The 14,063-nt window shown below is 47.0% G+C and carries 7 protein-coding genes; all 7 read right to left on the bottom strand.

What is annotated here, in order from left to right; translation table 11 throughout:
- Window positions 1–181 precede the first annotated feature (181 nt).
- Window positions 182–4,657, bottom strand: a complete 4,476-nt coding sequence (locus SO_RS02055; protein ID WP_011070785.1) for an EAL domain-containing protein — start codon at window positions 4,655–4,657, stop codon at window positions 182–184.
- Between the two features lie 138 nt (window positions 4,658–4,795).
- Window positions 4,796–6,223: a dihydrolipoyl dehydrogenase gene (lpdA, locus tag SO_RS02050; RefSeq protein ID WP_011070784.1), complete on the bottom strand. Its 1,428-nt coding sequence runs from the start codon at window positions 6,221–6,223 to the stop codon at window positions 4,796–4,798.
- A 149-nt stretch (window positions 6,224–6,372) separates the two neighbouring features.
- A complete protein-coding gene (gene aceF / locus SO_RS02045; protein ID WP_011070783.1) occupies window positions 6,373–8,406 on the bottom strand; it encodes a pyruvate dehydrogenase complex dihydrolipoyllysine-residue acetyltransferase in 2,034 nt (677 codons plus the stop codon).
- A gap of 12 nt (window positions 8,407–8,418) precedes the next feature.
- Complete coding sequence (gene aceE, locus SO_RS02040; RefSeq protein ID WP_011070782.1) at window positions 8,419–11,085, bottom strand: pyruvate dehydrogenase (acetyl-transferring), homodimeric type; 2,667 nt, start codon at window positions 11,083–11,085, stop codon at window positions 8,419–8,421.
- An 81-nt stretch (window positions 11,086–11,166) separates the two neighbouring features.
- Window positions 11,167–11,919, bottom strand: coding sequence for a pyruvate dehydrogenase complex transcriptional repressor PdhR (gene pdhR / locus SO_RS02035; RefSeq protein ID WP_011070781.1), 753 nt, complete (start codon window positions 11,917–11,919; stop codon window positions 11,167–11,169).
- 437 nt (window positions 11,920–12,356) lie between these two features.
- Window positions 12,357–13,208 carry a beta-lactamase regulator AmpE gene (gene ampE, locus SO_RS02030; RefSeq protein WP_011070780.1) on the bottom strand — a complete coding sequence of 284 codons (852 nt, stop codon included), beginning with the start codon at window positions 13,206–13,208 and terminating at the stop codon, window positions 12,357–12,359.
- Between the two features lie 269 nt (window positions 13,209–13,477).
- Window positions 13,478–14,023 carry a 1,6-anhydro-N-acetylmuramyl-L-alanine amidase AmpD gene (gene ampD, locus SO_RS02025; protein ID WP_011070779.1) on the bottom strand — a complete coding sequence of 182 codons (546 nt, stop codon included), beginning with the start codon at window positions 14,021–14,023 and terminating at the stop codon, window positions 13,478–13,480.
- Window positions 14,024–14,063: the final 40 nt, after the last annotated feature.

The raw sequence follows: 14,063 nt of genomic DNA, 5'->3' as shown, positions 1-14,063 counted from the left end.
TTTATCAAGTTAACTGTCAGTCATATTTTATCTGAACCGATGAGTTACGACATTTTCAATCAATAACTGCAACCTTTCATTTCCGCTTAAGACCCACCTATCAATCGGATGATTGAAAGGTTTCATCCTTGAGTATTAACCTAGATAGATGAAGTACAATTAAACCAGCTAAAATTGCAGATTAAGATTGCAATGAATCAAGCGGATACTGCGACTGTAGATATTTCTCAAAATCACTGACAGACATAGGCTTAGCAAAATAATATCCCTGAACAATATAACAGCCACGGCTAAAAAGCTGCTCTAACTGTTCTACGGTCTCAACCCCTTCAGCGATAACGGTTAACTTTAAATTACGCGCCAGCTCAATAATACTGCTCACAATAGCCTGATCTGCACCATTTGAGGCGATATCGATCAAAAACGAACGGTCAATTTTAAGTGTATCCACTTCAAAATTACGCAAATAAGCTAAAGAGGAGTATCCAGTACCAAAGTCGTCAATCGCAACTTCAATTCCTAGGTCATCAAGTTGCTTTAAATGGGTCTTGGCCACTTGCAACTCTTTCATTAATACCCCTTCAGTAATTTCTAAACACAAAGACGAAGCTGGCATGTGGGTAGCATCAAGTATTTTCTTTACACCGTCAATAAAGTCGGGTTGACGGAAATGCACGGCTGAAATGTTAACCGACATTTTAAACGGCTCTATCGTTTGTTTAGCCCATCTTGCCCCATCCAAACACGCACAGCGCAAGACCCAGCGATCAATATCAACGACTAAACCACAAGCTTCAGCAACTTTAATAAAAATATCCGGGCGAACAAAGCCATCGACGGGATGCTGCCAGCGAATGAGCGCTTCCATCCCAATAAATTTATCCCCCCGCAAAATATCAATTTGTGGTTGGTAATACAGTTCAAATTCTTGCCGCTCTATCGCTTTACGTAAATCGGCCTCTAGCCGTAAATGGTATAACGCTTGGGCATTACGCTCTGATGAATAATATTTGAAGTTACCGCGCCCTTCCTCCTTGGCGTGATACATGGCCAGATCCGCATTTTTAATGAAGGCTTCTGGCTGCATTGCATCATCGGGCCAAATACTGATCCCAATACTGGTTGAAATGTAAAACTCGCGACCAAACAACCTAAAGGGGGCTACGATTTGTGCGAGTAGCTGCTCAGCCAAATGGTTGATATCGGATAATTCTTTGACATTCTTTAATAAAATAACAAACTCATCACCGCCAAAACGACAGAGTAAATGCTCACTCCCGATACAAGACTGTAGCCGATTTGATGCCTCAACTAAGAGTGCATCCCCCATACTGTGGCCATAGGAGTCATTCACATGCTTAAATCTATCGAGGTCAAGGAACAATAACGCTAATTTTTCACCGTTTTGCTCCGCCGCTTGTATCGATTGCATCAACCGATTCGAGAATAAAGAGCGATTAGGTAGCCCTGTTAATACATCGTAATTGGCCAGACGTCTAAGATCCGCCTCTGTACGCTTACGCTCGGTAATATCAGAAAATACAACTACATAATGAATGGCATTTTGATTCACTGACTGCATCACTGACACGTTAAGCCACACTGGACATACCAAGCCATTTTGCCCCACTAACTCACGTTCCCCCGTCCATGAGGTTTCCTGACCAAGCAACTGGGCCACCTCAGTAGACAATCCATCTTTCATTTGGACAAACTGCGAAAACGATAAGCCGACAAGACTCTTTTGTTCAGAGCCAATAATGTGCTGTGCGGCATGGTTGGCAACTCGAATATTTTCATCCACATCTAAAATCAACACACCTTCAGATGTATTTTCAAATGCTTGGGCTAAGAGGCTTACCTCATCTTCAAGCTGACGTCGTAGGGTAATATCACTATAAATCCCCGCAACCCGCTCAATTTCCTGAGTCTGTTTATTGCGAGCCACAGGACGCCCACGCACCCGCAACCACCCCCAATTGCCATCTCTGCGATGATAGCGATATTCGGCTTCAAATCGATCGAGGTCACCACTTAACATACGATTCCACTGTATAAGCACTTTTTCTCGATCCAAAGGATGAACGGGAAGCGTTTCAAGGGTAAGTACAATTTCGTTTGCATGGTTTCCCAATACATAACCGCGGTTATCGAGGTAAAAACACTGGGTATCCCTGTGCCATTCCCACAAATCCGAGTCACTGCCCCGTAACGATTGTCTGAGGCGATCATCACTTTCGGTTAACGCTTGGTTCATGGCCATAAAGGTGCGAACCTGACGCTGGCGGTACCAAGCTAAACCCAGTGCAATAATCGAAAAGACTAACAGCAAGATGCCTTTAAATCCTTGAGAGAGCCACCAATGCTGCTCAACATAGAAAGGAAAGGTGAAGGGCTTATCCGACCAAATACCGTTAACTTGGCTTAAGACCTCAAGTACATATTCCCCAGCAGCTAAACCTGCAAGGTTAATCTGCGATTCCCCCTGAAGGAGTACATAGTTATCTTCGTCACCTTGGTATCTAAGCCGATATTTAAATTGAATAGGAGAATCATCAAGGTAATCCAAATTGGTAATTTGCAGACTCACCATATTGGCGCCAGGTTTAATCACCATCATGGGCTGAGGCAATAGTGAGACTTGGGTGTTATTGTCGTAATAAACCGATACCGACTCTAACATCACATGATCATCAGCAATGCGGTTCGTCAGCTTATCGGCATCGAGATGCATCACCCCTTCTGGCGTACCAATATATAATCCAGCCCCTGGAGAGTAAAAATAGGCGCCTTCATTCATCTCGTTAGAAATCAGGCCATCAAGCTGAGTAAACATCGCGATTTGCCCAGACGCCCTATCTTGGCGAATAAGCGAATCAGCGCAGGCCACTATGTTGGCATTAGTGGTCTTTTGTATGAAAAACACTGAACTACAGTTAACTTGCCACTGTAAAGTGAGTGAAACAAGTTTGCCATCTTGGAGGTGGTACTCGAATAAGCCCCTCTCGTAGGAGCCAAACCACATCACTCCGGGAGATATTTCTTCAAGATGACTAATTGACGGCTCAGAATTTAAGCCGCTAAACAATTGCCTTTGATCATGGAAAAGATTTTGCTCGTCAATATAACCAAAAACTTTTCGTCCACTTATCCATAACTTACCATCGGAAGCACGATACAAAGTACGGATTGTTGGCCGCTTGAGCTCAGGCGAATCATCCCCCGTTGGCCCATCAATGTTAAAAGGCTGCGGCTCAAATAGCCCCTGCTCCCAAAAATACAGGCCCGTAGCCGATGCAATCCAAAATCGTCCTTTTAGCTTGGGATCGGCATAGGTGCCATAGATGACTTTATTTTTAAATGCTTCACTTCCATGCGCCCACTGGGCAAAACTGCTCCCTTTTAAGGTCAGCTTATCCACAACAAACAAACCACTGGTGGTAGAAACTAATAAGTAGTGATCAATAAAATCACTGATCCCATAGATACTCTCATGGGGCTTTAATCCATCAATGTCTATGGTCACGGCTTTTTGGCTATTTCGAGCGATAAAGCTGAGGTGTGAAGCACCAAACCATAACCCTTCATCACTTGCAAACACCGACCATACCATAGCATCCGATAATTCATGGGGCGGTTCACTGGTGAAAGTGTCGAGAATGAAATCCGGCTGTGAAGCCAGTAAAGCTAAACCATCTCCAGAACCACCGACCCACATCAAACCTGATTTATCAAACAAGATTGCCTTTAATGTTTCCATATTGGCTTGAGCCTTAAGCTCTTGTTGATAATTTTCAAGCTGATGAGTATCTGGTGACCACTTCAATAATCCCGCGCGGCTTGAAAACCAAATCTCACCATGACGGTCTTCAACCATAGCCGTGCTCCAATCCGGTAATTCAGGCACTGGCGAAATCTGCAAGGTCTGAGGTTCAAATCGATAAACGCCTCGACTGGTCGCAATCCAAATGCGCTGCTTTGAATCCTCAAGCATATCCAGAATGTTACCCATGGACTCAGTCCATTGATAATCAACTAGCTTTTCCCCCAAGTGATTAAGAAGCAACAATTGGAATTGCCCTGCGACAAGGATCTGACCATCCGGCATGCTCAGCAACTTGCGCCAAGGTAAATCACGATTAACGGGTAACTGAGTGACTAAGGTTAAGGTTAACGTTGCGGTCGATAAATCGTAAATCTGGCCGTTATCAATCAACAAGCGCCATTCTTGGGCATTTTTACGAACAGCAGAAATTAACACGCCACCTGAAAAATGTGGGAATAAATTGGGCGAACCCATTTGAATAAACTGATTTTTGGCGATGTTATACAGATAGGTTGCCGCATTGGTACTCAGCAACAATAAATCTCGATCAATATTGACGACGGTCGTTATAAACTCATCGGCAAGGCGTAACTCGGAACCGGTTTTATCAATCCGCCTCACTTTAGAATTACTAACTCGATATAAACCTTGCTCCGTTGCCGCCCAGATAAAGCCATGGTCATCGAGTGTGAGCGCTCGAATACTGGTTGCTTCAAGTCCGTCCCTATCGGTAAAAACCCGCTGCACAAAATTACCAGCCCAAGCTGAATACAGACCAGAGCAGAAAACCAACATAGATGCCAAAAGGAAGTGAATTATTATTTTTTTCATCTGACGACTTACTTCACACCATAGTTGTACAGTAACAGTTCAACAGCCTGAATACACTCACACATTCACATTAACGTCACATCTTTACTTAGGCAATAAAAAAGCGCCTCGAAGGCGCTTTTGCAAAATAAGCCTAGATTACTTTTTCTTTGCCTTTGGGTTTGGCAAGTCAGTAATCGAGCCTTCGTAGATTTCAGCCGCTAAACCAACAGACTCATGTAGCGTTGGGTGAGCGTGAATCGTTAATGCTAAATCTTCAGCATCACAACCCATTTCGATTGCCAGACCGATTTCGCCTAACAGTTCGCCACCGTTTACACCGACGATAGCACCACCGATAACGCGGTGAGTATCTTTATCGAAAATCAGCTTAGTCATACCTTCAGAGCAATCTGACGCAATAGCACGACCACTAGCTGCCCATGGGAAAGTAGCAGTTTCGTAAGCAATACCTTGCTCTTTCGCTTCTTTCTCTGTCAGACCAACCCAGGCCACTTCAGGGTCTGTGTAAGCGATTGATGGGATAACTTTTGGATCGAAGTAATGCTTCATGCCCGCGATAACTTCGGCCGCGACGTGGCCTTCATGCACACCTTTATGAGCCAACATTGGTTGACCAACGATGTCACCGATGGCGTAGATGTGCGGTACGTTAGTACGTAATTGCTTGTCTACGTTGATGAAACCACGCTCATCAATCTTAACGCCCGCTTTTTCAGCGTCGATCAGCTTGCCATTTGGCGTACGGCCGATGGCGACTAATACCGCATCGTAACGTACAGGCTCAGCTGGCGCGCTCTTACCTTCCATAGAAACGTAAATACCGTCTTCACGGGCTTCAACCGCTGTGACTTTAGTTTCGAGGATCAGGTTGAATTTCTTCTTGATTTGCTTAGTGAATACGCGAACAACGTCTTTGTCAGCCGCAGGGATCACTTGGTCGAACATTTCAACCACGTCGATTTCACTGCCCAGAGAAGAGTAAACCGTACCCATTTCTAAACCGATAATACCACCGCCCATTACCAACAATTTGCCAGGGACTTCTTTCAGTTCTAATGCGTCGGTCGAATCCCAAATACGTGGGTCTTCATGGGGAATAAATGGCAGTTTAATTGGGCGAGAACCCGCAGCGATGATCGCTTGGTCAAACTTAACAACCGTCACAGTGCCGTCTTCTGCAGTCACTTCTAGGCTGTTAGGGCCAGAGAATTTACCGAAGCCATTAACAACGTTAACTTTCCGCATTTTAGACATGCCGCCTAAGCCACCAGTCAACTGGCTGATTACTTTTTGCTTGAAGCTGCGTAACTTGTCTAAATCGATGGTTGGCTCGCCGAAAACCACACCGTGTGCAGCAACGGCTTTGGCTTCTTCGATCACTTTAGCAACGTGTAACAGGGCTTTAGATGGGATACAACCCACGTTCAGACACACACCACCTAAAGTGCTAAAACGTTCAACGATAACGGTTTCCAAGCCTAAATCCGCCGCACGGAAGGCCGCAGAATATCCAGCAGGACCCGCTCCTAATACCACTACCTGAGTTTTGATTTCGTTACTCATGTTTTCCTCTAATTCTCATTCAATCCGTTGGAGGAGAGTAATCCTGCCAACCGAAAATGCGCCAGCGCGTAAGGTGGGCGCATTTTAACCTGTGTTTGATACTGATCACAATAAACAAAAGGCCACTCTAGATGAGCAGCCTTATTTGTTTACAGAATCAAAGTACGAATATCGGACAGAATTCCTGACAGGGTCACGCTAAAGCGTGCCGCCATTGCACCATCGATCACACGGTGATCGTAAGATAGCGACAGTGGCAACATCAATTTAGGCTCGAACTCTTTACCATTCCACTTAGGCTTAATTTCAGATTTAGACACACCTAAAATCGCCACGTCTGGGTAGTTAACGATTGGGGTAAAGGCTGTACCACCAATGCCACCTAAACTTGAAATAGTGAAGCAGCTACCCTGCATATCGGCAGATTTGAGCTTACCATCGCGAGCGCGGATAGAGATATCAGCTAATTCGCGAGATAACTCGATAATGCCTTTCTTATCCACATCACGCACCACAGGCACAACTAAACCGTTTGGCGTATCAACCGCCACACCGATATGGAAGTACTTCTTCTGGATCAGTGATTCGCCGTCGCTGCTTAGGCTTGAGTTGAACACAGGGAACTGTTGCAACGTTTTCGCCACGGCTTTCATCATAAAGACCAGCGGAGTGATCTTATAATCGGCTTTCTTCTTCGCCGCCGCGTCGTTTTGCTGTTTACGGAACTCTTCCATTTCGGTGATATCAGCTTCATCGAACTGAGTCACGTGGGGAATAGTTACCCAGTTGCGGTGCAGGTTTGGACCTGAGATCTTCTGGATACGGCTTAATGGAATTTCTTCCACTTCACCAAACTTGCTGAAGTCCACTTTAGGTGCCGCAATCACTTGCAGACCGCCACCGTTACCCGTTGCAACTGAGGTAGCCGCTGTCGCCTTAGGACGCGACAGTTCGTACTTCACATACGCCTGCACGTCTTCCTTCATGATGCGACCTTTACGGCCAGAACCCGTCACTTGAGTGAGGTCTACACCAAATTCACGGGCCAAACGGCGAACCGCAGGAGACGCATGCACCGCACCAGTAGATACTGGCGCACCCGCACTTGGGTGATGTGGCACCGGTGGACGGCTCGGTGCAGCAGCAACAGGGGCTGGTGCCGCTTCTTGGGCAACAGGAGCAGGAGCTGCGGCTTGAGCCACAGGTGCAGTAGCTGCACCCGCACTTACTGTTGCAACAGAAGTAGTTTCAATCGTCGCAATCACGCTACCTTGAGAAACCTTATCGCCCACTTTAACGGTCAACGACAGCAGTTTGCCGGCGAATGGCGCTGGTACTTCCATGGTTGCTTTATCGGTTTCGAGCGTGATCAAACCTTGGTCAGCACTGATCATATCGCCCACTGACACTAGCACTTCGATCACATCGACATTGCTGGCATCACCAATATCAGGCACTTGGATTTCTTTAACGGCAACCACAGGCACAGCAGCTACTGGAGCAACAGCCGCCGCAGGTGCAGCTTGAGCTACAGGAGCTGACGCTGCTGGCGCGTTCGCTTGTGGAGCTGCAGCAGGTGCCGCGCCGCCCACTTCGAGCATGATAACCAGTGAGCCTTGGGAAACCTTGTCACCCACAGCCACTTTCACTTCTTTTACCACACCCGCGAATGGCGATGGTACGTCCATGGTCGCTTTGTCGGTTTCAAGCGTGATAAGGCCAGCGTCAACCTCAATCTTATCGCCAGCAGCAACTAAGACTTCGATAACTGACACATCGGTGTCACCACCGATATCTGGCACACTGATTTCGACAACCTTAGCTTCAACTAATTTGGTTGCACCCGTTGCCGGCGCTGCAACAACAGGGGCTGGAGCCGCTTGTACTGGGGCTGGCGCAGGAGCGGCAGCTTGAGCAACTGGCGCAGCAGCTTGAGCAGATGCACCCGCTGCTTGTATCAACGCAATTAAGGTGCCTTCACTGACTTTGTCACCAACAGCCACTTTCAACTCGGCTAACACACCGGCGAAAGGCGCAGGAATGTCCATGGTCGCCTTATCGCTTTCAACGGTCAGAATCGACTCTTCCGCCGCTAAGGTATCGCCCACAGCAGCACAGATTTCGATAACCTGTACTTCATCGCCGCCGATATCAGGAACAAAAACTTCTTTTAATTCAGCCATTTTTATTGCCTCTTACGCGTACTGTGGATTGATCTTGTCTGCGTCGATGCCGTATTCCTTGATGGCATTCGCTAACACATCAACAGGCAGTTCTTTACGATCAACCAGAGATTTCAGTGCCGCGATGACGATGAACTTAGCGTCCACTTCGAAGTGGTGACGCAGATTGTCACGGCTGTCTGAGCGACCGAAACCGTCAGTACCTAACACTTTGTAATCGGTTGGCATAAATGCACGTAACTGCTCGCCGTAGATCTTCATGTAGTCAGTCGCTGCGATTGCAGGCGCATCACTTGAGATCACTTGGCTGATATACGCTTGTTTTGGCGTTTGCGTTGGGTGCAGCATGTTCCAACGCTCAACCGCTTGACCATCGCGAGTCAGTTCGTTGAAGCTGGTCACGCTAAATACGTCGGCAGTGATACCAAAGTCTTTCGCCAGCGCCTGCGCCGCTTTACGGGTTTGCTCAAGAATAGTGCCACAACTCAGTAACTGCACTTTGCCTTTACCAGAACCGCTAACCGTTTCAAGCTTGTAGATACCTTTAACGATACCTTCCTCGGCACCTTCTGGCATTTCAGGCTGAATATAGTTTTCGTTCATTGTGGTCAGGTAGTAGAAGATATCTTCTTGTTTTTCGCCGTACATACGACGGATACCATCTTGTACCACAACCGCAATTTCGTAACCGTAAGTTGGATCGTAAGTAATACAGTTAGGGATAGTGTTAGCCAATACGTGGCTGTGACCATCCTGATGCTGTAAGCCTTCGCCGTTAAGCGTTGTACGGCCAGACGTACCACCGACTAAGAAGCCGCGTGCACGCATATCACCTGCAGCCCAAGCCATGTCGCCAATACGTTGGAAACCGAACATTGAGTAGTAGATGTAGAATGGGATCATAGGTGTATCGTTGACTGAGTAGCTGGTCGCTGCTGCTACCCAAGATGACATTGCACCCAGTTCGTTAATCCCTTCTTGCAATACTTGACCGGTTTTATCTTCACGATAGTAAGCCACTTGGTCAGAGTCTTGCGGTACGTATTTTTGGCCTTCGTGAGCATAAATACCCACTTGGCGGAACAGACCTTCCATACCGAAAGTACGCGCTTCGTCAGGGATAATTGGCACAATATTTTTGCCAATTTTCTTGTCTTTTAACAGTGCAGTCAGTACGCGAACAAACGCCATAGTTGACGAAATTTCACGGCCGTTAGAGCCCTGTAAAATCGAATCGAAAATCTTCAGTGATGGCACTTCCAGCTCTTCGCTGAACTTCTCACGACGTTGTGGCACGCTACCATGCAGCGCGGCACGACGGCTCATCATGTACTTCACTTCTTCCGAATCTGGACCTGGGTGGTAGAACGGCAGATCTTCTAATTGATCGTCAGGGATCGGGATATTGAAACGATCGCGGAAGTAACGAATAGACTCGATACCCATTTTCTTCACGTTGTGAGCGATGTTTTTACCTTCACCCGCATCACCTAAGCCGTAACCTTTTACAGTCTTAGCTAAAATCACCGTTGGGCGACCTTTAGTTTTTTGTGCGTGATCTAAGGCAGCGTACACTTTTACTGGATCATGACCGCCACGGTTTAAGCGCCAAATGTCATCGTCTGACATGTTAGCCACCATTTCGGCCGTTTCAGGATACTTACCAAAGAAGTGTTCGCGGGTATAAGCGCCGCCCTTGGCCTTACAGTTTTGGTATTCACCGTCAACGGTTTCTTCCATTAACTGCAGCAGTTTACCGCTGGTATCACGGGCCAATAATGGGTCCCAATAACGACCCCAAATCACTTTAACCACTTCCCAACCTGCGCCGCGGAATTCGCCTTCCAGTTCTTGGATGATCTTACCGTTACCGCGAACAGGGCCATCAAGACGCTGTAAGTTACAGTTAACGATGAAGACTAAGTTATCTAACTCTTCACGCGCCGCTAAACCAATCGCACCTAAGGCTTCTGGCTCATCGCACTCACCGTCACCTAAGAAACAGTAAACGGTTTGTGCTGAACAATCTTTCAGACCACGGTCAGTCAGATATTTCAGGAAACGCGCCTGATAAATCGCTTGGATAGGACCTAAGCCCATAGAAACCGTTGGGAATTGCCAGTAATCCGGCATCAGTTTTGGATGTGGATAAGAAGATAAACCCTTGCCATCCACTTCTTGACGGAAGTTAGCTAATTGATCTTCGCTTAAACGACCTTCAAGGAATGAACGCGCATAAATACCAGGAGCGATATGGCCCTGGAAATACACTAAGTCGCCGCCGTCTTTTTCGTTTGGTCCGCGGAAGAAGTGGTTGAAACACACGTCATAGATAGTCGCGCTTGAGGCGAAGCTTGAAATATGGCCGCCTAATTCTAAATCTTTCTTAGAACCACGAAGCACCATAGCTAAAGCGTTCCAACGGATGATGGCGCGAATGCGACGTTCCATCTCTTGGTTACCAGGCATGTGCGGCTCTTGACCCGCAGGGATAGTGTTCAGGTAAGCCGTTGTGGCGTTATAAGGCAAGTGAGTGCCATTACGACGCGCTTTATCGATCAGCTTCTCTAATAAGAAATGGGCGCGTTCAGGGCCTTCCTGTTCTAATACAGCTTGCAGGGCATCAACCCATTCCTGAGTCTCTAACGGATCTACGTCTTGTAGCATATCTTCAGACATGACACTGTCCTTCTCTATATACATGATAATGAATGGTGTTTGCGGCATATTCCGCTTTAGCTGGCAGCTAAATCACAGAACTTAAGCGCCACTCTTTAAACGGCGCAAACTTCGCTGCAACCGGCTATCTTCTTCCCGCACAGATAACATCACCTCTTCAATGTAACTTAAGTGTTCATTCGAGGCTTCTCTAGCGGCTTCGGGATCACGACGAACGATTGCAGCGAGCAGCGCTCGTCTGTGATCGTTAGCCATAGTGGAAGCTTCTTCGCGGCGGCTTAAAAGCTCCAAGTTTTGCGCCACATTCTTATGCAGCACAGGGGTTAAACTGAGTACGAGATGCAACATAGCCACATTGTGTGACGCTTCAGCGACGGCACGGTAGAAACGCACAATGGCAGCAGCTTGTTGTTCGATATTGGTGGCGGCTTCCACCTCAAGGATCATACGCTTGATATTCTGCATATCGGCGTCGGTGCCACGCAGCGCGGCAAAATAGGCCATCATGCCTTCAGTTGCATGACGGAACTCCAGCAAATCGTACTGACTTTCTGGATCGGCAGTCATTAATTCAACGATTGGATCGGCAAGACTCTGCCAGAGTTGTTCTTTAACATAGGTGCCACCGCCTTGACGGCGCATTAACAACCCTTTCGCCTCAAGCTTTTGAATGGCTTCACGCAATGAGGGGCGAGACACTTCAAACTGGATAGCCAGTTCACGCTCCGGCGGCAATTTTTGGCCAGGCTGTAAGCTGCCCTCGAGGATCATTTGCTCGAGTTGCGCCATGATCACATCAGAAATTTTTGGCTGATTTATTTTGCTATAGGCCATTTGGCGCTCAGCTCCGTTGTAAATTGGTCTTACCAATTTTTATGAGTGAGCGCACTTTATCAAATCACACTTTTGATGTCCAGATTGAAAATCAACCTTAAAAGGTGATCTCACTCAAAACCGCTCACGATGAGAGAGCATAGCCTAAAAATATCACCAAGGGGTCAGACCATTAAACCACAACAAGGGCAAGTGCTAGGTTCTAGGTTCTAGAGCGCTGCAAAAAGCACTGCTGCTAGAAAAAGCAGAACGGGCCGCGCCCTTATAGATTCTAGGCTCTAGGTCCTAGAGCGCTGCAAAAAGCGCTGCTGCTAGAAAAAGCAGAACGGGCTGCGCCCTTATAGATTCTAGATTCTAGGTTCTAGGTCCTAGAGCCACGAAGTGGCGTCCTAGAGCAGCGCTTTTTGCTGCGTCCTAGCAGCGAAGCGTCCTTCTTATTAACTCACCAACCCAAAAATTGTCAGCAGCGACAGCACGGCAACCATCAGAGTAAAGTTGCGCTTGCTTAGCACTAATAATGCTAACGTTGACTGCACGCAAACAGGCGCGCTAGACACCTCAGGTAAAGGCTGCGAGGCTAACGCCGTTGCAGTGACGACTTGTCTGGCACTAGTATGAACATTTAACGCATTATCACGCCAAGCCGAGAGCCCTTCACTAAACTGACCACTGAGCGCATAACCAAAGGAAAATATCCGGCTCGGGATCCAATCAAGGACAAACATAATATCTTCAATCAGCGGTAAATTGAGTGATTTACGTATATTTTCTTCAGCATAAAAACGGGCAGTGCAATATAGCGCCGCGCCTACAGGCCCAAGAAAAATAAGCAATAACGCCACCGCACCATAGTAGCGATAGTTAATCCAAGCAACGCTTTGCCCCACCTTGGCACCTAAGTCTTTTTCAGAAACCGCATTTAAACACTCACTGCAATCTAACTCAGCGGCATAGTGGTAACAGGCCTGCACATCGGAGCGGCAAGCTGCCTGCATATATTTTTTAAAAGTATCGCGTTGTTTTTGATGGTTAAAACAAATAATTGCCACCAGCACCCATAGGGCGAGGTTTAACAGTCCCCAAAACATATCAGACACAATCCAGCCCAACAGATAAACCACAACGGCGGGTAATATCAATGCCAACAGCATATTGGTGTTGTTAAGGGATGCTTTATCACCAAAAAAGGTAGATTGGTAAGATTGCAGTACGCGATCACATTGCCAAGCAGCGGGAAGAAACTTTAATCGCTCCACAAGAATGGCGACCAGTAATGAAAATAATGCCATCGGTAGTACTCCTTGTATAAAAGCAGGACAAGCTAGAAACAAACAGAGCGGGCTTCGCCATTCTAGACCCTAGGTTCTAGGCTCTAGGTTCTAGGTTCTAGGCTCTAGGTTCTAGGTTCTAGGTTCTAGGTTCTAGGTTCTAGGTTCTAGGTTCTAGATTCTAGGCTCTAGGTTCTAGAGCCTAGAAGTGGCGTCCTAGAGCAGCGCTTTTTGCTGCGTCCTAGCAGCGAAGCGTCCTAGATTCTAAAAGCAGCGCAACGTCCTAGATTCTAGAAGTCGCGAAGCTTTGTTAAATACCTTTCCCAGTCAAAGCTTGGGCCAGGGTCAGTCTTTCGCACTGGCGCAATATCACAATGTCCAACAATCCGCTCAGCACTCAAGCTAGAGTATTGTGCTAACAAGGCTTGAGTCAATTCAACAAGTTGTTGATATTGGGCGGCAGTATAGGGCTCAGTATCGGTTCCTTCAAGCTCAATGCCAATGGAAAAGTCATTACAATTTTCCCTTTCGCCATAACGAGATACGCCAGCATGCCAAGCTCTATCGTCACAACTCACATACTGCACACATTCACCATCACGGCGAATTAAAAAATGCGCTGATACTTTAAGCCCAGCCAAATCAGCAAAACTGTTATCCGCGTTGGTATCTAAACAGCCTTGAAATAATTGATCAATGTAAGGCAAGCCAAAGCATCCCGCGGGCAGGCTGATATTGTGGATCACCAACAGGCTAATCTCCCCAAAGGGGCGCTGGTTAAAATGTGGCGACTCACAACGCCGCGCCGCAGTAAACCAACCAAACTCAAAACTCATGTTTACTCCTTAAAAGCAGAACGGGCTGCGCCCTTATAGA

It is taken from the genome of Shewanella oneidensis MR-1 (genome assembly GCF_000146165.2).
In the GTDB taxonomy this organism is placed as follows: domain Bacteria; phylum Pseudomonadota; class Gammaproteobacteria; order Enterobacterales; family Shewanellaceae; genus Shewanella; species Shewanella oneidensis.
This window is presented reverse-complemented; position numbering and strand designations above follow the sequence as displayed.